The organism is Waltera sp. (genome assembly GCF_046969025.1).
Lineage (GTDB): Bacteria > Bacillota > Clostridia > Lachnospirales > Lachnospiraceae > Acetatifactor > Acetatifactor acetigignens.
On record NZ_JBKVQF010000006.1, the window covers coordinates 66,987 to 90,912 of the forward strand.

19 protein-coding genes are annotated in these 23,926 nt (G+C 45.6%); all 19 read right to left on the reverse strand.

Going from position 1 to position 23,926, the window contains the following annotated elements; all coding sequences use genetic code 11:
- Positions 1–48: 48 nt before the first annotated feature.
- The 19 genes from ACLTOH_RS04630 to ACLTOH_RS04720 all read right to left on the reverse strand — a co-directional run bounded on the left by ACLTOH_RS04630 (position 49) and on the right by ACLTOH_RS04720 (position 23,899).
- Entirely contained in the window at positions 49–2,157 is a 2,109-nt protein-coding gene (locus ACLTOH_RS04630) for a glycoside hydrolase family 3 C-terminal domain-containing protein (protein WP_262593248.1), read from the reverse strand.
- Positions 2,158–2,255: 98 nt separating this feature from the next.
- Complete coding sequence (locus ACLTOH_RS04635; protein WP_337762979.1) at positions 2,256–3,137, reverse strand: AraC family transcriptional regulator; 882 nt, start codon at positions 3,135–3,137, stop codon at positions 2,256–2,258.
- On the reverse strand, positions 3,070–3,549 hold the full coding sequence (locus ACLTOH_RS04640) for a glycoside hydrolase family 3 C-terminal domain-containing protein (RefSeq protein ID WP_337762980.1): 480 nt from the start codon (positions 3,547–3,549) through the stop codon (positions 3,070–3,072). Before ACLTOH_RS04640 ends, ACLTOH_RS04635 begins: the two co-directional genes overlap by 68 nt.
- A gap of 44 nt (positions 3,550–3,593) precedes the next feature.
- Entirely contained in the window at positions 3,594–4,739 is a 1,146-nt protein-coding gene (locus ACLTOH_RS04645; protein ID WP_337762981.1) for a glycosyl hydrolase family 8, read from the reverse strand.
- A gap of 18 nt (positions 4,740–4,757) precedes the next feature.
- Positions 4,758–5,654: a carbohydrate ABC transporter permease gene (locus ACLTOH_RS04650; protein ID WP_022313632.1), complete on the reverse strand. Its 897-nt coding sequence runs from the start codon at positions 5,652–5,654 to the stop codon at positions 4,758–4,760.
- Positions 5,655–5,677: 23 nt separating this feature from the next.
- Entirely contained in the window at positions 5,678–6,634 is a 957-nt protein-coding gene (locus ACLTOH_RS04655) for an ABC transporter permease (RefSeq protein WP_118537156.1), read from the reverse strand.
- Between the two features lie 75 nt (positions 6,635–6,709).
- On the reverse strand, positions 6,710–8,416 hold the full coding sequence (locus tag ACLTOH_RS04660) for a sugar ABC transporter substrate-binding protein (protein WP_412124160.1): 1,707 nt from the start codon (positions 8,414–8,416) through the stop codon (positions 6,710–6,712).
- Positions 8,417–8,543: 127 nt separating this feature from the next.
- Entirely contained in the window at positions 8,544–10,139 is a 1,596-nt protein-coding gene (locus ACLTOH_RS04665; RefSeq protein WP_412223474.1) for a response regulator transcription factor, read from the reverse strand.
- Positions 10,114–11,907, reverse strand: a complete 1,794-nt coding sequence (locus ACLTOH_RS04670) for a sensor histidine kinase (RefSeq protein WP_022313628.1) — start codon at positions 11,905–11,907, stop codon at positions 10,114–10,116. The genes ACLTOH_RS04665 and ACLTOH_RS04670 overlap by 26 nt, the downstream gene beginning before the upstream one ends.
- A gap of 95 nt (positions 11,908–12,002) precedes the next feature.
- A complete protein-coding gene (locus tag ACLTOH_RS04675; protein ID WP_412223475.1) occupies positions 12,003–13,565 on the reverse strand; it encodes a glycoside hydrolase family 43 protein in 1,563 nt (520 codons plus the stop codon).
- Between the two features lie 20 nt (positions 13,566–13,585).
- Positions 13,586–15,322 carry an SGNH/GDSL hydrolase family protein gene (locus ACLTOH_RS04680; RefSeq protein ID WP_022313626.1) on the reverse strand — a complete coding sequence of 579 codons (1,737 nt, stop codon included), beginning with the start codon at positions 15,320–15,322 and terminating at the stop codon, positions 13,586–13,588.
- A gap of 92 nt (positions 15,323–15,414) precedes the next feature.
- Entirely contained in the window at positions 15,415–17,334 is a 1,920-nt protein-coding gene (locus tag ACLTOH_RS04685) for an alpha/beta hydrolase-fold protein (RefSeq protein WP_178016199.1), read from the reverse strand.
- Positions 17,335–17,420: 86 nt separating this feature from the next.
- Positions 17,421–19,055: a sugar ABC transporter substrate-binding protein gene (locus ACLTOH_RS04690; RefSeq protein WP_178016200.1), complete on the reverse strand. Its 1,635-nt coding sequence runs from the start codon at positions 19,053–19,055 to the stop codon at positions 17,421–17,423.
- On the reverse strand, positions 19,052–19,948 hold the full coding sequence (locus ACLTOH_RS04695) for a deoxyribonuclease IV (RefSeq protein WP_412223478.1): 897 nt from the start codon (positions 19,946–19,948) through the stop codon (positions 19,052–19,054). Before ACLTOH_RS04695 ends, ACLTOH_RS04690 begins: the two co-directional genes overlap by 4 nt.
- A 147-nt stretch (positions 19,949–20,095) precedes the next feature.
- Positions 20,096–20,500 (reverse strand): HAD-IA family hydrolase, encoded by a 405-nt coding sequence (locus ACLTOH_RS04700; protein WP_022313622.1) that lies wholly within the window; start codon positions 20,498–20,500, stop codon positions 20,096–20,098.
- A complete protein-coding gene (locus ACLTOH_RS04705; protein ID WP_022313621.1) occupies positions 20,481–20,729 on the reverse strand; it encodes a hypothetical protein in 249 nt (82 codons plus the stop codon). The genes ACLTOH_RS04700 and ACLTOH_RS04705 overlap by 20 nt, the downstream gene beginning before the upstream one ends.
- Positions 20,730–20,806: 77 nt before the next feature.
- On the reverse strand, positions 20,807–21,439 hold the full coding sequence (locus ACLTOH_RS04710) for a flavodoxin family protein (protein WP_117465079.1): 633 nt from the start codon (positions 21,437–21,439) through the stop codon (positions 20,807–20,809).
- A gap of 21 nt (positions 21,440–21,460) precedes the next feature.
- Complete coding sequence (locus ACLTOH_RS04715) at positions 21,461–22,093, reverse strand: flavodoxin (RefSeq protein WP_117465078.1); 633 nt, start codon at positions 22,091–22,093, stop codon at positions 21,461–21,463.
- 204 nt (positions 22,094–22,297) lie between these two features.
- Complete coding sequence (locus ACLTOH_RS04720; RefSeq protein WP_227734029.1) at positions 22,298–23,899, reverse strand: spermidine synthase; 1,602 nt, start codon at positions 23,897–23,899, stop codon at positions 22,298–22,300.
- Between the last annotated feature and the right edge of the window lie 27 nt (positions 23,900–23,926).

A 23,926-nucleotide genomic window follows, 5' to 3' on the forward strand; every position in this document is an offset into this window, starting at 1 on the left:
ACCTATGAGCAAGCTCATGTGGGCTTAGACCTTTTGACCCTGGCATCATTATATATGAATCTTCAGACACTTCTTGCCGGTCAGTTCCTTCGTCCGTTCATCCGGCTGTCCAAAGCCAACATAAATATCTGCTCCCCTACCGGTATGTACAAATTTACCTTCTTCATCTACAACGGTAAATGCCCTCCTCGGAATTTCCAGTGTCACCATCTTTTCTTCTCCCGGTGCAAGTTCCACGCGCTTAAACACGGCAAGTTTAGGATTGGGCACTTCGTTGATATCCTCAACCTGTACATAGACCTGCAATACATCCTCTGTAAAAACATCTCCGTGATTTGCAACGGTTACTTCAACACCTACACTCTGTTCTTCCGTCTGTGCATATACCACATCTTCCGTCAATTCCGCCCTCGTAACTAGTGTATCAGCATAATTCAGCCCATAACCGAATGGATAAAGCGGAGCTTTTTCCACAAAGCGATATGTCCTGTTCTTCATGGAATAGTCATCAAAATCCGGCATCCCCTGTAAATTGCGGTAAATGGTAACCGGCAATTTACCCGAAGGTGATATTTCTCCAAAGAGTATATCTGCAACTGCCTTTCCACCTCTTGCTCCCGGATACCATGTCTGAAGAACTGCATTCGCCCTGTTATCTGCCAGGTTCAAATCCATAGCACTTCCTGCCATCATACATACAATAAACGGAACTCCCATTTCTGCCACGATTTCCAAAAGCCTCTGCTGTGAAGGCGGAAGCATCAGCCCCTGCTTGTCTCCGGATGCATATGCATTGCCTGTATCGCCCTCTTCTCCTTCAAGACTTTCGTCCAGTCCCAGACACAGAATAACAAGATCCGAATGTTCTGCAACTGTCATTGCCTCAGAGATACGGTCATCCTCTCTTGCCAGTTTTTCTACCTGATCTAAAAACAAATGGCAGCCTTCTGAATAAAGTACCCTGACATCATCGCCTACATAGTCCTGAATACCTTCCAGTACAGTAACATACCTTGAAGCCGTCCCATGATAATTGCCGATCAGGGCTTCTCTGGAATTGGCATTGGGACCAATGACTCCGATTGTTTTAAGTTTCTTTTTATTTAAGGGTAAAATACCATCATTTTTTAACAATACGACACTCTTGCATGCTGCCTCTATGGAAAGCTCAATATGTTCCCTACATTCAACAACTTCATACGGAATATGATCATATTCTGTCTCATCAAACATTCCCAGCAAGAATCTGGTCGTAAATAAACGAATGGCTGATTTCTGCAGTAGTTCTTTGGAAATAAGCCCCTCTTCATAGGCATTCAGGATTTTCTGATAAGTACATCCGCAATTAACATCGCAGCCCATCTCCAAAGCCAGTCTGACGCTTTCCTCCGGTCTGTCTGTCACCTTATGGTGTTCATGAAAATCACGGATAGCCCAGCAGTCTGAAACATAATGTCCCTGAAATCCCCACTGTTTTCTCAAAACCTCCACCATCAGATAACTATGAGCACAGCATGGTTCACCATTGGTTCTGTTATATGCGCCCATAACCGCTTCGACTTTTCCTTCCCTGACACAGGCCTCAAACTGCGGAAGATACGTTTCCCAAAGTTCTTTCATGCTAACCTTTGCATCAAAATAGTGACGTTTTTCCTCCGGGCCGGAATGTACTGCAAAATGCTTGGCACACGCTGCCGTGCGCAGATATTCTCCCTCTCCCTGCAGACCTTTGATATATGCAACACCCAGTATTGCAATCAGTGTCGGGTCTTCTCCATAAGTCTCATGTCCACGCCCCCAGCGGGGATCCCGGAAGAGATTGACATTGGGCGACCAAAGTGTAATTCCTTTATAAATATCACGGTCTTCATGTTTTTCATTTTCATTATATTTGGCTCTCGCCTCCGTAGAAACGGCAACTCCTATCCGCTCCAGCAGTTCTTCATCAAAAGTTGCTCCAAGCCCGATTGCCTGTGGAAAAACAGTTGCTGTACCCGCTCTTGCAACACCATGCAGGCCCTCATTCCACCAGTTATACTCCGGAATATCCAGATGTGGAATTTCATCTGCGTCAAAGCGCAGCTGTGAAGCCAGTTCCTCTACGCTCATCTGCTCCACCAATTCAGTAGCTCGTCTGACTGCCTCTTGTCTGTTCATAAATTCCTCCATAAATTTTTTTCTGATTATTAGCTATATAGGCTTAATACGGTCTGGCGTTCTCCTGAAAATCCTTTCTTGCCTCTGCCACACAGGTATCATAATCTGCCGAGTAAGGAACTTTCTGCTTGGATCTGAATCATTAGAAAAGCTGCGCTGTCATTTTCTTTTTGTCTTCTCTGATACTCTGTTGGCAGAATACCGTATTTCTCCCGGAACAGTCTGGAAAAAGCCTGACTGTTGGGGAAACCGTTCTTTAATGCAATTTCGCCTATGGTCAGATCCGTTTCCTCCAGTTCCCGCAATGCATGTTCAAACCGGATGCTCCGCAGATAATCTTTATAGTTGATTCTGCCATACTGACGGAACATTTTCGACAAGTAAGTAGGGCAATATCCAAATGTTGCTGCCAGGGTTTCCAGTGAAATTTCTTCTGCATAATGTTCCCGAAGGTATCCAGTAATTCTTTCAAGATGTCCTGACTGAGTATTCCCCGGATAATAATCCTTCTTTTCCTCAGGTATCCGATAAGCGGTTACCAGAAGATATTTCAGCTGATAAAAGATACTCTGCATCAACAGTTCATAGCCGTACTCTTTTCTGATCTGCTGTCTGTACATTTTCTCAAGTAATGCAAAAAGTTTTCCATCCTCTTCCTTTTTTTCACCGGAAAACCGCATTATCTGTTTTTCCATTGGGATCTGTAAAACAATTGCCTCATTTCGTCCCGATGTATGAATGGAATGCACTTCATTGCTGTTCACAATTATAAACTTTCCTGCCGGAAGGACATATTTTTTATCGCCGAGATAAAAATCTACCTTTCCCTCCCGCAAGGCAAATATTTCAACACTGCTATGTTGATGCGCCTCACATATATATTTTCCGTCTGCACCTTCGAAACGGAATAGCTTAAAGGGCAGTCCCCGATCCGGCACCACTGCTTCCTGCCGGTATATCTTCTCTTCTTTCATAGTCATCCCTAATATTCCACACCGGAAGATTTTCTGTTCCATGATAAAATCTCACCGGCAGTTTCCCGGAGGGGGAAAATTCTCCAAACAGCATTTCGGCAATTACCTTACCACCTCTGGCTCCCGGATACCAGCAATCCACGATGGCTTTCACATTCGGGTTGTGTTCCGCCCATGGCAGATCTATGGCGCTTCCTGCCATTAACAGAACCGCCACCGGTTTTCCCATCGCTGCAACAGTTTCCAGAAGTTCTTCCTGAAGTCCCGGCAGATTTAATCCCAGTTTGTCTCCGCTGGCATATTCATTCTTGGCATCGCCCTGTTCTCCCTCTATGGTTGCATCCAGTCCAAGGCACATTACTGCCACATCGGCATGTTCCACGGACAGCTTTACTTGCTCCGTGGTACGCACTCCCACTTCTCAGCTCCGCTGCGGTCCGTGCCAATCATGTGCCACTCTCTTTATTTGTAAATTCTGTAATTTCCCGAAAGTGCCAGCATGGCAAACAGGTACAGGAAATTATCATAATATCGTCTGTCCCCGGTGCGGAGCGGAGTATTCCAGAAGCGATCTACGCATTCCTTTATATGAGGACCGTCTGCTGCCAGTGATGCCTGTGCATTGACTGCTACAATGGCAACCGGATGCAGTGCCTTCTCTTCCAGTCTTGTTCCATCAATCAGGAACACACCGTCCCAGTGTTCTCTCTGCTCTTCACAGTAAAATCTCTGCAGCCGGTTTGCGATCTCCGTCTGCCACGGATCTTTGTCATACCAGAGATGATCCATAGCAATGTTGGCTATGGTGCGGTATGCATCACTGTAGTACCAGTCATGCTTTCCGAAGATCTCCTGATGCCCAGCATGGGGTGTCCCGTCATAGTCTGCGTATTCTGCGCTGAGACCGGTTTGTGGATGACATGCCTTATGCAGATATTCTCTGCTGGCTGCCGCAGCCTGTCTCCAGAATTCCCGGTCTTCTTCCTCCACCTTCTCCGCAAACAACTCATAAAAATGAGGCAGATGATATGAGGGGTCAGAAAAATCCATGTTTGTGACAAATTTGATCAGATGATTGGAAGGCTCCCACATAGGTTCTCCCGGATGTCCAGGCTCCCCTTTGTGAATACATTCCCGCAGGATTGCTTTTGCCTCTTTGCTGTAAGCAAAAATACCTTCTCCGTCCCCCCAGCGGGCAGATGCAAAAAACAATGCCATGGCAAAATACTCTTCTCCGTCCGGTGCCGGTCCCTCTGCATTGTGCGTTCCATCCGTGCTGCAGGACCAGGCAAAATAGTTGCGGCAGGGTCCTGCCGGAATATACATATAAGTCCGCACCCACTTCCAAAGGCGGTCGAATTCTGCCTTCTTATCCATCTGGACACAGACCATCATGCCGTAGGACATTCCCTCTGTGCGTACATCATGATTGCCGGTATCCTCCAGATACGCCATATCACCGCCTGCCTCATGATAAAAACGTTCTGCCTCCGTTCCGTAAAATATGGTTTCAAAGGTCTGTTCCAGTCTTTCCCCGATTACGGTCTCATCATAACCGCACTCTTTCAATACATTTCGATAAATTCCAGTCTGATATGCTCCTGCCATTTGCTCGTTCTCCGATTTTTATTCTTTGACGCCACCCAAAGTAAGTCCGGCTACAAAGTACTTCTGTAAGAAAGGATAAATACAGATAATGGGCAGCATGGTAATGATCGTTGCCGCTGCACGCACGGAAGTCGGTGTTACGGTTCCTGCGGCATTCTTCATTGCCTCCGCTGAAGTTCCCTGATTGGTTACGGAGGATAACAGCTTCATCAATTCATACTGCAATGTGGTCAGATTACTGCTCATGCGATTGTAAAGCATGGCATCAAACCAGGAGTTCCACTGTCCTACCGCCACAAACAGGGCTACTGTGGCATAAACCGGCTTACACAGCGGAGAATAGATCTTAAGAAAAATAGTGCTGTAACCGGCACCGTCCAGCTGTGCAGATTCTTCCAAGCTGTCAGGGATTCCGTTCATATAAGTACGGATTACCAGCATGTTAAATGCGCTTACCATTCCAGGGATCACATATACCCAGAAGTTGTTGGTAAGCCCCAGCCCCTTATATAAAAGGAATGTCGGGATCATTCCACCGTTTACATACATGGTGATGACCCAGAACAGGGAAACCTCTCTCTGGAACAGGAATCTTTTGCGGCTGACAATAAAAGCAAGGATCGCATTGGCTGCCAGAGACAACAGGGTTCCGATCAGTGTTCTGGCAACTGTGATATAAGCGCCTGTGATCAGATTATCTTTATGTAAAACCGTCGTATAGTTTTTCCAGGTGAATTTTCTCGGCCACAGGTAGATTCCTCCCCGCAGGGCATCCGTACCATCATTCAAAGAGATTGCCAGAGTATTCAGCACCGGATATAACGTTACGATCACAAACAGGACCATGATGATGCCGTTTATGAACGGAAAAATGTCATTTTTTTTGGATTTGATCTTATACTTTGTATCTATCATTGTAATTACCATCTCTTTCTGTTTTAGAATAACTGCTCTTCGCCGTTATGTTTTGCAAACTGATTGGCCAGAACGATCAGGATGATACTTACCAGGCTCTTGAAAATACCTGCGGCTGTACCTATTGCATAATCTCCCTGGCTGATGCCCCATTTCAATACATAAATATCAATCGTCTGGGAGAACTTCTGTATCAATCCGTTTCCTAACAGATACTGAATTTCAAATCCTGCATTTAATACATTACCCACATTCATCAGCAATAAAATTACGATGGTCGGTTTGATTCCCGGAAGAGTAACATATTTAATTTTATTCCATCTTCCTGCGCCATCAATGGCAGCAGCTTCATACAGGGAAGGGTCAATGGATGTGATGGCCGCCAGATAAATAATGGCATTCCATCCTGTCTCCTTCCAGACATTTGCAAATGCTACAATCGGCCAGAAGTACCCAGGATGGGCAAAGAAATTGATCGGCTGGCTGAGCACATGCAGATTTACCAATACTTCATTTACAATTCCGGTACCAGACAACATATCATGCAGGATACCGGTTACGATGATCCAGGAAAGAAAATGTGGCAGATAAGAGATCGTCTGTACTGTCTTTTTCCCACCATTACTCTTGATTTCATTCAATAGAATTGCAAATACAATTGCGGTAACGAAAGTTGCCACAAGGTTGATCACGCCCATGGCCAGTGTGTTCCTGATGACCCGCAGGAATGTCACATCCGAGAATAACATCTGAAACTTCTGAAGTCCCACGAATTCGGAGTGCAGGATTCCCAACTGCGGCTTATAATTCTGGAATGCCATCGTCCATCCGGCTAAGGGAAGATAGTAAAAAATCACTCCATAGATCATCATTACTCCTGCCCAGAAAAGCAGAACTTTTTGCCTTTTGATTTCTTTCCATGTGATAGGTGTTCTGGTTTGTTTTACTTTTTGTTTCGATTTTGTTCTCGTTAACGACATATCCTCGCTCCTTAAAAAACGGGCAGATGAAATTTTACCTGCATCTGCCCATTCTCAAATTTCATTTATATGTTTTTATTTGAACTTTGCTGCCAGTTCCATTCTGCTGTCCAGTTCTGCCTGTAATTCACTGATAAAATCTTCCGGCTTGCAGGCATTATATGCATCCATATAATCCGCCCATGCTTTGTCGAAATCAGCTGCCATAACTACCTGAGGAAGATACTCATGCTTTACTTCACCGATCTTGGTCCATGCCATACCACCGGGTGTGCTGGTATTGAAGTTATTGGAGAAGGACCACATAGGATACCATTCACCGGGTGCTTCGTTGGTGCCCAGCATTTCCACGTAAGTCTCCGCACCGTATGCCTGGAATGCTTCCTTCACATCGTCGTTTAATCCATCGAAGAATTCCCTCGCCTGGCCATCTGGCTTGTTTGCATTGATACCATCATCACTGGTTCCGTTGTACTGAGGGAAATAAGAATAAGAGCACATATGGGATGCCTTATACTCTGTATCGGAAGCCTGCGTTCTCTGCTCCGGTGTTCTGTAGAATTCACCGTTCTCATCTACTTCATAGTCAACACCTTCCACACCCCAGAAACGAAGGTTATGGATATCCTGATCCAGCAGATCATTGATCAGCTTCAGTGCGCCGGGAACATCCTTACAGCTTACAGTAATGGCAAGTCCGCTTCCGGAGTTGAATGCGCCACCGGCATTATGCCACTGGTTCTTTACGCTTTCATCAATTGTGATCGGCAGAGGAATGTAATCGCATCCCTGTGCATCCAGTCCTGCCTGCTTGATGGCATCGCCTGCTGTGTAAGCGAAATCCCACCATTGATCGATCATACCCAGGACACGTCCTGTAGAAAGTTTGGAAATATACTCATCATAAGACTGGGTAAAGGACTCGGGGTCTACAATGCCTTTCTTGTATTCTTCATTTAATTTACTGAAATACTTTACTGCGGTATCGGAAGTGTTGTAATCCAGTACCGTCAGCGTCTCAGGATCTACCATACAGCTTCCGTCATTAGGATAACCATCCAGGAACTGAGGTGCGTTCTCCAGACAGAAGTATCTCCAGTCATCACAGAGAATGGTATAAGGAATATTGGCTGTTCCGTCTTCCATAGTAGGATTTGCTGCATTATACTTTTCGATCAGATCAAAATACTGATCCATGGTCCGGATCTCGGGATAGTCTGCCCATTTCAGAACTCTTGCCTGAATCCAGAATGCTTCATCATTATGTGTACATACCTTCTCTTCGTTCTTGATGCAGCTGAACTGAGGGATCCAGTAAATGTGGCCGTCTTCCTGACGAAGCTTCTCCCACTCCAGATCAGTAAACAGATTCTTGATATTAGGATAATCATCCAGATAATCATCCAGCGCTACCAATGCTCCTGCATCATACAGCTGTTTGGTTCCAGTCTGTCCCTCAATGAAGTCCGGATACTCACCACCGGCGATCATGGTACCCACAGCTTCATCTGCAGTCTGTCCGGTCAGCCAGGTCTCTTTTACTCTGGCGCCTACCTTCTCTGCGATCAGCTGCTGCACTTCATTGTCGTCATTGATCTCAGATCCCGCTACCCCAAAAAATGCGGTGAACTCTTTGATACCTGCTTCTTCTGTGGTACTGTTGGTTCCTGCGCTCGTTGTACTGTCTCCGGATGTCTGGTTTCCGTCACTGCCACATCCGGTGAACAGTGCCGCTGTCATTGCTGACACAAGTAACATGCTTACAAGTCTCTTTTTGTTCATGTTGTAACTACCTCCCTTTCGATAAATCTATTTTACCTTTTTGAGAGGAACTAACAATCAGAGGAACTATAGCAAAAGACAGGGGAAATTATAGGTAGTCCTGTAATTTCCCCTGTCTTTTATTCTCTTACTCTCCCTGTTGCATCTTTTTACGGAATCTTGCGGGAGTGCAGCCCTTGATCTGAATAAAACGGTTCGTAAAATAATCCAGATCATGGTAGCCCACATCTTCTGCGATCTGAACGATCTTTTTATCGGTACGCAACAAGGCATCCGCAGCCTGCTCCATCCGGTAATTGTTCAGGTAGTCTTTAAAGGATTGTCCGTACTTTTTCCGGAAAAGCTGACCCAGATAAGCACTGTTGACATAATATTTCTCACTCAGGCTTTTCAGTGTAATATTTGAAGCGTAATTTTCCCGGATCTCTTTTTCCACCATACCCAGAATTCCTCTGGATACATTCTTCCGCAGCTGTGACAGATAATCCGCATATTCGCAGGCAAATCTGGTCAGATGTGCCTTACTTCCGCGCTTTACCCCGGTCGCAAAGCTGCTCTCACTGATGACCCTTAAGATTTCCTCCTGGTTCACGTCATCATCCTGTTCACAGGCTAAGTGGATCAGCTGAAACAACAGATAATTAATATTCAGGGTCATCGTCTCCCCACAAATACCGCGTTTACACATTTCTTCATAAAAGAAAGCCACCGCCTCCCGGATTTCCAGATGATTGTTCTGTTCGATTGCCTTCAGCAGGCCATCCAGGCTCTGCTTACACAGGATCAGTCCTTCCGGAGATACCTGGACCTCCTCCTCATAGAAATAGATATCCTTCTTTGTCCGGAACCCCTGAAAAGAACGAAGCATACAGGTATTGCCGTAAGACTTTGCGATACTGTTGATATCCTGCACTTTTTTTCCTGCCAGCATCACCACATTTGTCTGTAAATTTGATGCAAGATATTCCCGAAACCGTTCCAGATACCGTTTTACATCCATCCCGTTTTTTTCCGGAACATAGTCAAACAAAATCAGTCCGATATCGTAGATTTTCTCATTGACAGAGACATCAAACACACACAGATCTGCATCTTCTTTCAGGTATTCCCTGCTGTATTCATACAGCCGCCTCTGTAATGTCCGCATTTCCCGATCTGTCGTTCCCTCTTCATCACAGACTTCTTCCATCTGGATTTCCACATATCTCACACCGATTCCACACCTCATGTGTTCATGTATATATCTGGCATTCAGGTCATCAAACTTCCCCTGGATCAATGCGATCATATTTCTCGCCAGATAAGCCTGCTCCAGCTTCCGGTTCTTTTCATGATCCAGTTCCTCTCTGTTGTGCAGGGCAAGAACCTTATTCAGTACCTTGCACAGAATCTCGCTGTCTACCGGCTTCAGCAGGTAATCCGTGCAGTCATTCTGTATTGCCTGTTGTGCAAAACTAAATTCCGCATATCCGCTCAGTATAACAAAATAGGCATCTGAAATTTTCTCTTTACGGATGTGTTCCAACAGTTCCAGTCCTGTCATCCGAGGCATTTTAATATCGGCAATAACCAGATCTACCTTTTCCTTCTTCAAAAAAGCCAGTGCTTCCATCCCATTTGCCGCTGTTCCCGCAACCCGAAAGCCTTCCTTCTCCCAATCTACTAAAAGTTTCAATCCCTGTAAAATAAACGGCTCGTCATCTACTAACAATACTTTCAGCATCTGTTTTACCCTCCTGCAAACAGGGAATCCGTATCGTAACCGTGGTTCCCACTCCTTCTTCTCCTTCTACACGGAATTCCACTCTGTTTTCCGTTACCATTTTCAATCTGACACAGGCGTTGATAATCCCTACTCTTCCGCCGCCCTTGAGCATCTCAATGCTGGCATTGCACATGTTGTTCTGTAGCTCTGTAAGTTTGGCCTCCGCCATACCGCTTCCGGTATCTTCAATTTCTATCTCCAGCCCTTCTTCCTGACGGCCTATCCTTACAAATATCCATCCCGGGCTGGATTTGCTTTCAATGCCATGCACACAGGCATTTTCTACAAAGGTTACAATCGTAAGCTTGGGTATCTTGAAGTTTTCACATTCTCTGTCTACTTCAATGTCATAATTCAGCCGTTCTCCGAAACGATACTTTTGAAGCGCCAGATAAGCTTTCACAAATTCAATCTCCTGGAAGATACTCACGGAATCATTGCCCCATTCCACATACTGTCTCTGCATCACCGCAAGTTTGGACACCATGTCGGCTGTCTCGTTTTCTTTTTTCAGAATGCTGTGCATCCGGATGCTTTCCAGTACATTAAACAAAAAGTGAGGATTGATCTGGCTGTGTAATGCCAGAAGTTCCGCATTTTTTCTTCCCACCAGTATCTCCTGCTCACGGATCTTATTCTTATATACAGTCTCGATCAGTCCATTGGTACGTTCCACCATGCGATTATAATTTCGTATCATACTGCTGATCTCATCTTTACCGTCTTCACAGGGCATGGGAATAAGATGATCACTGTCTACCGATTTGAATACCCTGCTCAGTTCCGTAATCCTTTTTGTAAAGGAACGGTTGAAGATCTGAACGAACCAGAAGGGAAAAATAACGTTCGCCACAAGGAGCAGCAATATGATGGGAAGTTCGTTCCGGATGCTTGTAAGAAAACTGTTCTCTACCGGCTTTACATAAATCGTAAGATCCGTACCATACAGACTGATGGTATGTTCATAGGCTTCTCTTATTGTTGCGTTATCCAGCCGCTGAAACTCGCTGCCGTAGCTGCCGTATTGTCCATTGGAAAGGAGGATCCGATCTCCTTCACAGATCAGAACCTCATTATCATAGTTCATGTTTTTAATGATGCGCACCATACTGCCATAATCAAACTCGATTTTTAAGTACTTTTCTGTCTCTGCATCATAGAAATCCAGCCGCTGTAGATAAATGATGCGCCGCTCCCTTGTGATTCTGGAACTGCTGTCATCATAGACAAAAAAGAGCCCTTTGCTTTTCGCCTCTTCGTTCAGCTGCAGATAGCTCTCTGTATTCCTGAGCTTATCCAGCGTATTGACCCTTCCTCCGTTTACAATGGTATCGTTATCCGTATACAGGGTAAATATCATACTGTTCATTCCCAGTGCATTTTCCAATAACGTCCCGCTCAGGAAATTCTGATATGCCGCCACATATTCTGCAGAATTAGTGTATCTTTTGGATAAGAACTCTTCAAAATCGCGATTGGTATAAATACTGTTGCCTATCTCCCCGGCATTTCCGATCATACTGCTCAGACTGTATTCCACCGCACTGGCAATATTAGACATCTCATGCTCCCTGCGCTCTCTGTCAAATTTTGCAGTCGTCAGGAACACAACACTGTCTGTTACAATCAGGGGAATCAACACACAGACAACATAGAAAATATAAAACTTTTTTTTGATGGTGAAATCATCCATCCAAAGCCCCAGCTTATGTAATGCCTTCCCCATAAGATCCTCTCCTCATTTATGTGAAAAAGAGCAGACGTTTCTGTAGCCTGCTCTTCTTTATTATAGGACATCTACGATCTGCCCGCAATACATTTTTATACGGCATTCTGCACAAACCAGGCAAAATCAGCATAGTTACTGCTTTCCTGTCCATTGGCAGATGCGTACATTCCTATCGTACATCCCACAAATCCCCCTGCTTCCTCCGTGGTATAAGGAAGCAGACTGATATCCTCAGCAATCAGCATCTCCCTGCCATCCCGAAAAAGCCATATCCGTGCCTTCTGCCTGTCGCAATGCATTCGTATTTTAAAGAATTGTCTACCTTCTCCTACCGGCTTTTCGGTAAGGATTCTCTCTTCCCCATGGATACAGGCTGTCACAACAAAATAATTCTCGTCAGCCCTTTTCCGGATCTCCATGCGCAGATGATTTTCATGATTCTGGTACAACACCATTCCCGCTGTCTCACATTCCTGCTTCGGTTCAAATTCCATCCCAGTCTCTGCATAGAATGCATAATTTTTCTGACGGATTCCGAAATAGGAACAATGATTGCAGTCAGATATTTTTTCCTTTTTTGCATAGAGCCGCAGCATCCCCGGACGGTGACTCAGCGAATAGTTTTCTTCACAGATTTCTTCTACACTTACCAGCCGTTTGTCCGGTTTTTTCTCCCAGAAACTGATATGATCGGAAGTACTGCTTACTTCCTCTGGAAAACGGTATTCCTTTGTGGGCAGTTCCAATGTATCTTCCAGATGCCCGACGCCTTCTGCAATCACCGGCCATCCATTTTCCCATGTGACTTTCGCCAGAAAAGTCTCTCTTCCCATGCTGCTGTGTCCTTCACAAGGTCTGGATGCCAGCATTACCACGTACCAGTTCCCCTTACCATCCTCCACCAGATCTCCGTGTCCTGCGTAGATCACAGGATAGTTTTTCCCCAGATTCCTGTGGGTGAAGATCGGGTTTCTGGGGCAGCCCTCGAACCACTGGAACAGCTTTTTACTTCTGGCAATGCTGATGCTGTGCTCCGGTCCGGTTCCTCCTTCTGCATGCATCAGATAATAGTAACCGTCGATCTTATAAAGGTGCGGTCCCTCCGGCCAGATAACTCCTTTTACAGCCCCTTTCCAGATTGCCATGCTTTCTCCCACAAGCTTCATCTGCCGAAGATCCAGTTCCTGCACCCAGATTTCCCAGTCTCCGTTATAGCGGACTCCTTCCGGATTCGGTCGTGTACCACAGTAATAGCATTTCCCGTCATCATCGAAGAAAAGACTGGGATCGATCCCCGGAGCATCTTCGCCGAGATAATAAGGATCCGACCACGGTCCTGCTGGATCTTTTGCCGTTACAATGAAATTGCCTCCGTAGCTTACATTGGTAGTGATCATGTAAAACAATCCATCATGGAAGCGGATCGTTGGTGCATAAATCCCCTGTGATATTTCACTTCCCTTCACCGGAAGTTGTTCCGGTCTGTCAAGAATATTCCCGATCTGCTCCCAGTGCGCCAGATCTCTGCTGTGGAAAATTGGAACTCCCGGTGCATACACAAAACTGGAATTCACAATGTAATAGTCCTCTCCTGCCCTGCATATGGATGGATCCGGATAGAAACCGGATAAAATTGGATTCTTTGCTGTAACCATTTTGTTTTCCTCACTCTGTTCTATATTGTGTATCCAAATCCTAAGATTGTAAATTTTTTATTCTGGTCTTCCTCTGTCACTGTAATCCGTACTTTATGGGATCTGCTTTCTGTCTCCCAAAACAGTAATACAGCATTACAATGCAGCCAATTGTTCTTATGGGGATCCGCCGTCATACAATATACATCATTTACAAATACATCGGCCTTCCCCACATCCATTTCTCCGGAATCCTTAAATATAAGAAACAGTGACTTGCAGGTAATCTCCATTTCAAATCCCGGCATCTGCGGTCTGCTTCCATCATACATCCAGTTATACGGAAATTCCGGTGTCTGTGTAAGGCTTCCGTCCATTTCCACACTCTGCAATTCTATATCTGTGGAAGTAAAACTACCCGTCCGGATTTTGGCTCCTACATAACGGTTCTTCTTATCAAGCAAAAAAATTCTTTCAAAATCAGCACCGATCACTGCCGGTCCGAAAAGCTTTTCCGACAGGATCTGTTCCTCCGTCATTCCTTCCACAAAAGTCCCAACTCTTGCAGGTTCTGCTGCATCACAACGCTCAAACAGATATTGCAGGCAGTCCGCCATAATGGTATGTCCGGTATTATTGGGATGAAACATATCATAAAAAAACTGATTTTTAGATAAAATTCTTCCCTCGCCGCACTTTAATGAAAACTGTGGAGTGACCGCATTGAGGATGCTCACCATGGGAAGATCATAAAGATCCCCCACCGGCCTTAACCGCTCCTGTAAATTCCAATCATTTGCAAATACCGAAAACAGGAGAACCACTGCCGGCTTCCATGGCAGTTTCAACACTTTCCGCACCAGGCTTTCATAACAGACACCCTTTGTCTCATCTCCCTCATCGTTTACTGCAAATTCAATAACCACAATATCCGGTCGTTCCCCTTCCCTGAGCACATCCCGGTCAAACCGGATCATTCCCAGTTCTGAAGGTGTTCCGCCGACTCCGGCTTTGATAAACCTGACATTGTTCTGTGTCGAAAAACGATTCTGAAACAGTTGAAAGGACTTATATGCATAGCATTCCGTATGGATTGGTATAGCTCCGGCTCCCTGCGTGATAGATCCACCGATATAGGCAAGCGTTACCTCTTTTCCTGCCTTAGATTTTTCAATAGCCTTACGGATACGATAAGGATTCCCCAGCTGCAACAGAGAGCGGCTGATCATGCCGCAGTATTCTTCCGAATGCATATCTATAAACAGATCCTCTTCCTCCGGAGGTGCTTCGTATCCGTCATTTAGGAAGAGTCTTACACTGACTTTTCCCATCCGCTCCGGCGCTGCAAACAGAATTTTAATCTGTCCCGGCACATGATCATCCTCTGTCCACCTGTAATCCGACAGATAGATTCTATGTTCCATGCCGTCACACTTAAGAGAAGTCGTAAGATTCGTTCCACCTCCGTACAGGTCCTTTTTCCCATACATCTGAAATACAAATTCTGCGGTTTCTTCCGGCCGGTCCGTCTCCACGCTTACGCCGATACTATGTACCAGTCTGCCAAATCCCTCTACTGTCTCCAGAAGTGTCAGTTCTTCCTTATCCGTAACATTTCCCGTGATCTGTGCACTGTTGATCAGCCGTCCGTCGCTTTCATAGATAAACTGGATTCCGGTTCCGTCCTTTTGCCGTTCTCCAAAAATATCTTTGTCTTTTAATATATAGAAAAAAGGTCTTGCCTTTTCCGGATCCTTCGGTGCTGCCGATCCTGTCATTTCTATCCCTCCCGAACTTTTATCAGTTCTATTATAGTCCGGCTCTCCTTGCACAAACACCCGGGAAAATATAGGAAATGCAGGTAATAATTTTATATCCGGCAGGCTGCAAATCGTCTCCGGAAGGAATTCCAATCTTCTCCGTCGCTTCGTTCCATGACAATTGCTTTTGCTTTTTGTCCATCCGGAATATATTTCTTTATAATGTTTTGCATCCGTTCCGGTGTCTCTTCGGCATCGGTCATCACCAATATAGTCTCTACGGCTTTTCCTGCTGCCAGAAAATACTCCATAATGTTCGGTATTTTCCCCTGGTGCAGGAAACAGGACGCAGTTTCTGTGGAAAGTGCTTTTAAGATCATTACGCTCCGCTCTTTTTCCGCTCTTTCAAAATATGCCGGTGTATATACATAGATCGTACTTACTTTCTCTTCCTCCGCAAGATAATCATAATGTATATGCACCTGACCGTGCACTGTATCCGCCAGTTCTGTCAGCGGGAACTCCGGATCTGGCATTTCCAGATAGTTCACAGCCCTGTCTCCCGAGTATCCCACCGGAGCATCCGGGTTGATTACATCCGTACCATTCGCCCTGAAATACACATTATGGTATCCCGGCGTGATATTGTGGATTTCCCCTGTCCAATATCCTTGTCTTTCCTGATCTTTCCTGAGTTTTAGGAATTCTTTTCCGTCCAGGGCGGCTTCTACCGAGACTGCCTCCGGTGCCTCGAAGCATACGACTGCCGTTCCCTGTTCCGTAATGCAGATTCCGTGAGGGATGTCCGGGTATTTTCCTGCAGGCCTCCCTGCTTCATCAGTCTCAAAGCGGATCTGGCGGTATACCGGATCAAACATCAGTATCTGTTCTTCCATGGTCTGTCGCTGTAGTCTCTGTCTTGTGATTCTGGCTGTTCTTTCCCCCGGAATGTCATCCGTTTCTGCCCCCGCTTTCCGGAACAATAACGGTACAAAATCATACAGGCTTTTCCTCCAGACATGCCATTCGTGATATCCCTCATATACTTTGGAAATGCAATACTTTCCTGCATTTTCAAACTTTTGTTCTATCTGCTTCATTCCCGTTCTGATCTGATCCTCATAGCATCCACAGGACATAAATACGACATCCAATGTTTCCTTGCTGTCGCAGATCCGTTCCATCTCATGAATAGCAACTCCGGAAAATACACCAGCAGCAGAAAATAACTTCATATTTTTTGCCACAATATCCGTAGTCTGCGCCGATCCCAGGGAAAGTCCCGCCATCGCCCGGTAATCTCTTCCCTTTCTCACCCGGAAATTATTTTCAATATAAGGAATAATGTTGTGGATCAGTTCACTCTCAAAATTTCCAGGGTAAAATACAGGTTTTTCTCCATCTTTGAAGGCATAGCCACTGCTCATGACCACGATCATTTTCTCGCACTTTCCCTCTGCGATCAGATAGTCCATGATAAAGTTCGTCTTCCCCTGCCAGATCCATCCGGTCTCGTTCTCTCCTACGCCATGCTGCAGGTACAATACCGGATATCTTTCATCTCCTTCTTCATATCCATAAGGTGTATAGACATAACATTCCTTCAGGTGGCTGCTCACCTTCGAAGCGTATTTACAGATGCTGACCGTACCATGAGGAATATCCTTTGCAAAATAGAAATCCACATTCTTCTCCTGCACCTCAAAAGTATTGATCGCAGCAAAACACCCATAAGAAATTCCGGCGTACGGATTGCAGATCCGGACACCGTCCACATACCAGAAATAATAATGCATCCCCCAGTGAAAATCTTGAACTTCCGCAAAAAATCCGCCCTGCCCATCGGGCATCAGATTTATTTTCTTATTTGTAAAATATCCCCCAAGTCCGGCAACCTGTACTATTTTTGCTGCCGGTGCATACAGATAAAAAATGACTGCGCCGTCTTCTTTCACTGTAACAGATGGTCTTCCTGCTCTCTTTTTTTCTATTGGATATCTGTCCAAAGCTCCGTTTCTCTTCTCGTTCATAAAAAAATACCCCCAATCCTTTTCTTTAGTTTAAAGGAATTGAGAGGTATTTTTCTATTTGTTTTTTATACTTTTTTGTAAAAAACTTATCCTTTTACTCTTTTTTCCACCTCAAGCTGCAACATCTGATAATAAATCTCAGGATTACAGGAATCATATGCTTTCATATATTGCTCCCACGCAGTCTCAAAATCTTCTGCCATGATCACCTGGGGAAGCCATTTGTGTTTCACCGCATCCATCCGATCCCTGACCTGTCCGGCAGGAGAATTGGCAGATAGGGATGTCGTGTAGCTATACATGGGATACCATGCCCCGGGAGCCTCATTGTTGCCGATCATATCCACATAATTTGTCACTCCGTAAGCAGAAAAACATTCCTGAATATCCTCCGGTTGATTTTTATAAAATTCCGTTGTCTGATATTCCAGTGAAAACGCATTGATTCCATCGGAAAGCCTTCCTTCTACTCGTGGAAAATAAGAATAAAAACAAAAGTGTTTTCTCTTTTCTTCCGAAGTCATCCAACGCTTCTCCTGCTCCTCTGTCAGATAAAACAATCCGTTTTCATCCACGCAGTAATCATCTCCCTCTTTTCCCCAGAAACGCAGTTTAATAATCTCCGGCTCTAACAGGTCACTGACAAACTGCAAAGCTCCGTCAATGTCATTGCAGGATACCGTAATGGATAAGCCTGTAGAGCTGTCCATCTCTGCGGAGCGTGTTACATGCCATTGGTTGGCGATTCCTTCCTCTCTGGTAATCGGAAGTGGAACATAATCGCAGCCCTGTTCTCTAAGGCCCTGTTCATCATAGGCATTCTGAATCGAATAGTAGAACTGCCACCACTGATCCGGCATACCGCAGACCGCACCCGTGGATAATTTTGCCAGATAATCCTCATAGGTCTCTGTAAATACTTCTGCACCGAGAATATCTTTGTGATATTCCTCATTCAGCTTTTTAAAGTACCATTTGGCAGTATCTGTGGTGTTATAATCGTAAACCTGTAATGTATCCGGATCCACAATACAGCTTCCGTCATTTGGATAACCATCCAGAAACTGCGGAATATTTTCCAGACAAAAATACCGCCAGTCATCACACAAAATCGTAAACGGAATGTTCGGTGTTCCATCCTCCATTACCGGGTTCGCTGCCACATAGCGCTCGATGAGATCAAAATATTCATCCACAGTATGAATCTCCGGATACCCCGCCCATTTCAGCACTCTGGTCTGGATCCAGAAGGCTTCACCTGAGTGGGTCACCTCCACATCTTCGCCATGGGTCACACCAAACTGTGGGATCCAATAGATATGACCGTCCGGTCTGCGGAATCTCTCCCACTGTTCTTCCGTCAGGTAATTTTTGATATTGGGATAATTCTCCCAGTATTCATCTAAAGGAAGTAATGCCCCTGCCTCATAAAGACTGGTATCTCCGGAAATAAAATCCGGATATTCCCCACTCACAATATAACTGTTCAAGGCACTTTCCTTGGACTGTCCCACCAGCCATAGTTCTTCACAATCCGCACCTGTCAGGCGTGCGATTTCTTTTTTTATATCATTATTCTGGTCAATAGATTCTCCCTCCACAGCAAAAAAAGCTGTGAAATGCTTCACATTGTTCTGCGCCGCTGTCTGTGCATATGCAAAATATAATATTCCGCCCAAAAGTCCAAATACTGCTACTGCTGCAATGATTCTTTTTTTCAATCGTCTGTCCTCTTATCCATCTGTTTTGAGGCTTTCAGCCATGCAATCTCCTGCTTGTAAGGTGGAATGGTCTTCTTGTCTTCGCCCTCCGCACACAGCCATGGTGTCTCCAAGATTTTGGGCACGGCGGTAAACCGTTCGTCATGGACGATCCGATGCAGGGTCTCATAGCCGATGGTACCCTGTCCGATATTGGCATGGCGGTCCTTGTGGGCTCCTAAGGGATTCAGGCTGTCGTTCACATGGATCACTGCAATCTGGTTCAATCCCAGAATCTTGTCAAACTGCGCAAGCACACCTTCGTAATCATTCACCAGATCATATCCGGCATCGTTCACATGGCAGGTGTCAAAGCATACCCGCAGTCTGTCCTTCCGCTCTACTCTGTCATAGATCTTTCGCAGCTCTTCGAAAGTTCTGCCGACCTCACTGCCCTTGCCTGCCATGGTTTCCAGTGCGATATTGACCTCACTGTCATCCGCATCAAGCACCAGATTCAGTCCCTTTGCGATCTGCTCCACGGATGCTTCCACACCGGCACTTAAGGAAGATCCCGGATGCAGTACCAGTACCTTACTGTGAAAGGCTGCGGCACGCTTTACTTCTTTTGCCAGAAATTCCACGCCGAAATCAAACATTTCCGGCTTCTCCATGTTGCCTAAATTAATAATATAGGGAGCATGAATGACGATTTCCCGGATACCTGCTTTTTCGGCATAGGAAATCCCCTCATCAATTCTCAGCTCTCCGATTTCCTTGCGTCTAGTGTTCTGGGGTGCCCCGGTGTAGACCATCAGCGCATTGGCACCGTAGCTTTCCGCCTCCTTCACAGAGCCTAAAAACATCTCTTTTCCCGACATTCCCACATGGGAACCTAATAATATCTCAGCCATGATCTCTCCTTATCCGGAAATTCTTTTTTCAAAATTTATCATCTCACAGCTATCAGTTTGGCACAATCGGGAAGGTTTTACAAGAGTTTTTATTATACCGCCTATCTCCCATATTTCTTTCAATAATAGAATATCTTTTAAAACATTTTACGGTAAAATTGTTAGCAACTCTTCAATTTTTTTAATGTGGTAATCTGCTTTGGCGTACGAATATGCTTCACCAGTTCCTACCGCCTGCATATTTCCAGCCTTTGCTGCATCAATACCCGCATAGGCATCTTCTACAACAATACATTCCTCCGGTTGCAAATCAAGGTACTCTGCCGCCTTTAAAAACACTTCGGGATCCGGCTTTGATTTTGAGATATTGGTACCATCTGATATTGCATCAAATGCCTCTTCAAGTGCCACTTTTTTCAAAATAATCTTAGCTTTTCTACTGGATGAGCCCAGTGCTATTTTGTACCCTCTTTCATGTAAATCTGCCAACGTTTTTCGCACTGCATTGCTCACATCCGAAGGTACCATATTTTCAAGATAAATCCGTACCATACGATATTCCCAGCTGCTGAAAATACTCCTTAACTGCCATTATAGACCGGTTATATGTATAGATATCACTGTCAGAATCCACCCGTGCAAACGTTTCACTATCATAAACTGCCTGTTGCATTTCCTGATATAAATGAGAATACGATACCTCAATATTTTGCAGATATGCGGTTACGATATTGCTTTCCGCCCTTCTGTTCTTCCCCCGTACCCATTTCCGTCGATTCATCTTCTCATCCTTCTCTTTTCACTGACCAGAAAGGGGAACCTTTCCGCCTTTCGGTTTCAAAGTTCCCCTATTCAGGATTATCTTATAAAATTCGTTCGTATACGGCTCTCTTCTTCCGGCAGTTTCAATCCCATTTTCAGTCCCAGGTTCTTGCAGTTAATGAAAAATGCCATATTGTTCCCAAGGGTTCGCATGGTCTGCAATCCCTCCAGATCCTGCCGCACGTCTTCCGGGCAGGCCCCGTGTGCCATGTTCCAATACTGTGAAGTGACAATGGGCATCTGCATGAGACCGAAATACTTATTCATCTGGTCCCAGGTTGCTGTGGTTCCAGCTCTTCTGGCCGAGATCACGGCCGCTGCCGGTTTCAGCCGGAAGTGGCTGCTGCCGCCATTCAGATCCGCATAAAAGACTCTGTCCATAAAAGAAGTCATGGCTCCTGTGGCACCCGCCCAGTGAACGGGAGTTCCGAATACGAATCCGTCATAATCTCCGGCAATCTCCAGGAATTCATTAACCGAATCCTGGAACACACATTTCCCTGTGCCCTGACATTTTTTACAGGCAATACAGCCACTCAATGCTTTATTACCAATCCAGAAAATGTCCGTATCCACTCCGTTATCATTTAATGCTCTGGACACCTCACACAATGCGGTGTAGGTGCATCCCTCTCTGTGGGGGCTGCCATTGATCAACAATACTTTCATTGTTGCGCTTTCCTCATTTCCTTATTCATTCAGATTCAGAGAAGCCACCCAGTCTGCCGCATCTGCATCGGATGCACCGGAGCTAAATCTGTGACCTTCCTGCCAGTCACCGGTCCCTGCCATCTCTTCCAGAAGATTGCCGCTGTCACCCAGTCCGGAAGATGAAGAGGTGCAGAACGGAATCACGGTCTTACCCGTAAAGTCATTGCCTTTGACAAAATTGTCTACCGGCCATGCTGCGATTCCCCACCAGATCGGATAGCCGATCAAAACGGTATCATAAGAATCCCAGTCTGCGGGAGTAATCTCTGTCAGTGCAATATCCCGAAGGCTCTCATCATCATGCTCTCTGGATACCCGGCTGGAGCTGTTAGTCCAGTTCAGGTCATCACTGGTATAGGGCTCTACCGGAGTGATCTCATACTTACTGTAATTTACCATATATTTTGCATCCTGATAGAGGGATTCTCCCGCCGCCGTCACCACAAGACCTCTGTGGGTTCTGGCAAAAAGCTGTACTCCAAGATTATTTTCCAACGAATTGATCTGCTTGATCACCGCCGGTGGGGAAATATACAGTTTGTCCGCTGCCTTGCTGAAACTGCCTGCTTCCACCACACAAATGAAGGTATCCAACTGGGGATTGTACATCATTTCTGTTACCTCCTTCTATTGAAAAGGTCTCTTTCTTCCTACGACCAACATTATTGCATCATATAGCGTGATTGTAGCAGTCGGTAGTAGCTACCGGTCAATGGTTTTTATATTTTTTTCGGAAAAAACGGTGAAGCCTGTTGACTCCACCGTCGTATTCTTACCCTTTATGTTATTTCAAACTCTATTTGCAAATCTGCCGATTTACAGGTGTTCCATCAATCCGCTGATCCCCTGTTCCTCATAAATATCCTTGTAATACGCTACTTCTTCCTGAATCAGCTGATCGATGACCTGCATGCCAAGAAGTTCTACAGGCGCCTTGTCATCGGTCATGAGGTAATCTCCGGTCACGTAGGCACTGCTGTTGTCCGCTACCCGCTGCATCATGTTCTGCAGTCCCGCATCTGACAGATTCTCCACATGATCGGATAATACTTCTATCATATCACTGTGCTGGGAAGCAAACAGTTCGCGGTTGGTGGAGCCTGCCACGTCTACAGTATAGACATTGTCAAATACGTTGGCAATGGTGTCGGCAAGGTACTGATTGATATCCCCTTCCTTGTTGCCGTGCATGTTCATATTGACTACCATGACACCACCGTCCTTCAGATGATCTTTGACCATGGTAAAGAATTCCACGGAAGACATCTGGAAAGGAATGGTGATGTCCTGATAGGCATCCACCATGATGACATCATAGGTGGTATCCACCGCCTGCAAAAAAGCCCTGCCGTCATAGGTAGTCACCTTCACATCCTCCGGCAGGGAAAAATATTCTCTCGACAGCTCCGTGATCTTTTCGTCGATCTCCACGCCCTCGATATTCATATCGCCGAAATATTTCCGGCACTGGGTCGCATAGGTTCCGGTTCCCATACCAAGGATCAGTACATCCATGTCCTCTACCGGTTTATCCGGCACCATAAGGGGCGCCGCCATGGCATAGTCATAATACATGCCGGTAAGTCCCCCTTCTTTCATATAGAGGGATTGGACACCGAACAGCACGTTGGTGGACAGGACCACCTGTCTGTCCGTCTCCGATACCTGCAGATAATTATAGATGGACTCTCCTTCGTAGGTCAGATCCTTCTGCCAGAAAGCAAAGGAATCCGAATATCCCAGACCACAGCATAAAATAAAGATCAGTACCGATGCTGCAATCTTTTTCTTTCCCGTATGCTGGCAGATAAAGTAAATCACAGACAGCAGGATCAGAATTCCGGAAAAGATCAGAAATGTAATGGAGGTTCCCACCGCCGGGATCGTCACGAAAGTCGGTACGAAGGTTCCGATGATGCTTCCCACGGTATTGAATGCACCTAAAGTTCCCACGGTCTGTCCGCTGTCATCCAGACTATCCACGGAATATTTTACCAGAGAAGGGGTCACAGTTCCCAGTAAAAATAAGGGGAACACGAAGATCACCATGCAGGCTGCAAACGCCGCAATGATGAGGAAATTGTTGCTGACGGTAAAGATCAGCAGTGCGGAGATCCCAAGGATAATGTACTTGCCCACCACAGGGATCAGGGCAATCCAGATGGCCGCGATCAGGATCCTGCCGTAGAGTTTGTCCGGGTTCGGGGACTTGTCCGCACTTTTACCGCCGTAGATATTGCCCAGCGCCATGGCGATCATGATGGTGCCGATGACAATGGTCCATACGATCTGGGAAGAACTGAAATACGGTGCCAACAGTCTGCTGGCTCCCAGTTCCACCGCCATGACGGACATCCCGGCGAAGAACTCTGTGAGATACAAGAACAGCTTATTTTTCAAAATTCCTGAATGATTCATAAGTGTTGTAATCCTTTCCGCATTGAC

What these genes read in the sequence shown, in the direction of transcription:
- ACLTOH_RS04630 (WP_262593248.1), bottom strand. Translation starts at nt 2,157, where the DNA reads ATGAACAGACAAGAGGCAGTCAGACGAGCTACTGAATTGGTGGAGCAG.
- ACLTOH_RS04635 (WP_337762979.1), bottom strand. Translation starts at nt 3,137, where the DNA reads ATGACTATGAAAGAAGAGAAGATATACCGGCAGGAAGCAGTGGTGCCG.
- ACLTOH_RS04645 (WP_337762981.1), bottom strand. Translation starts at nt 4,739, where the DNA reads ATGGCAGGAGCATATCAGACTGGAATTTATCGAAATGTATTGAAAGAG.
- ACLTOH_RS04650 (WP_022313632.1), bottom strand. Translation starts at nt 5,654, where the DNA reads ATGATAGATACAAAGTATAAGATCAAATCCAAAAAAAATGACATTTTT.
- ACLTOH_RS04655 (WP_118537156.1), bottom strand. Translation starts at nt 6,634, where the DNA reads ATGTCGTTAACGAGAACAAAATCGAAACAAAAAGTAAAACAAACCAGA.
- ACLTOH_RS04660 (WP_412124160.1), bottom strand. Translation starts at nt 8,416, where the DNA reads ATGAACAAAAAGAGACTTGTAAGCATGTTACTTGTGTCAGCAATGACA.
- ACLTOH_RS04665 (WP_412223474.1), bottom strand. Translation starts at nt 10,139, where the DNA reads ATGCTGAAAGTATTGTTAGTAGATGACGAGCCGTTTATTTTACAGGGA.
- ACLTOH_RS04670 (WP_022313628.1), bottom strand. Translation starts at nt 11,907, where the DNA reads ATGGGGAAGGCATTACATAAGCTGGGGCTTTGGATGGATGATTTCACC.
- ACLTOH_RS04675 (WP_412223475.1), bottom strand. Translation starts at nt 13,565, where the DNA reads ATGGTTACAGCAAAGAATCCAATTTTATCCGGTTTCTATCCGGATCCA.
- ACLTOH_RS04680 (WP_022313626.1), bottom strand. Translation starts at nt 15,322, where the DNA reads ATGACAGGATCGGCAGCACCGAAGGATCCGGAAAAGGCAAGACCTTTT.
- ACLTOH_RS04685 (WP_178016199.1), bottom strand. Translation starts at nt 17,334, where the DNA reads ATGAACGAGAAGAGAAACGGAGCTTTGGACAGATATCCAATAGAAAAA.
- ACLTOH_RS04695 (WP_412223478.1), bottom strand. Translation starts at nt 19,948, where the DNA reads ATGGCTGAGATATTATTAGGTTCCCATGTGGGAATGTCGGGAAAAGAG.
- ACLTOH_RS04700 (WP_022313622.1), bottom strand. Translation starts at nt 20,500, where the DNA reads ATGGTACGGATTTATCTTGAAAATATGGTACCTTCGGATGTGAGCAAT.
- ACLTOH_RS04705 (WP_022313621.1), bottom strand. Translation starts at nt 20,729, where the DNA reads ATGAATCGACGGAAATGGGTACGGGGGAAGAACAGAAGGGCGGAAAGC.
- ACLTOH_RS04710 (WP_117465079.1), bottom strand. Translation starts at nt 21,439, where the DNA reads ATGAAAGTATTGTTGATCAATGGCAGCCCCCACAGAGAGGGATGCACC.
- ACLTOH_RS04715 (WP_117465078.1), bottom strand. Translation starts at nt 22,093, where the DNA reads ATGATGTACAATCCCCAGTTGGATACCTTCATTTGTGTGGTGGAAGCA.
- ACLTOH_RS04720 (WP_227734029.1), bottom strand. Translation starts at nt 23,899, where the DNA reads ATGAATCATTCAGGAATTTTGAAAAATAAGCTGTTCTTGTATCTCACA.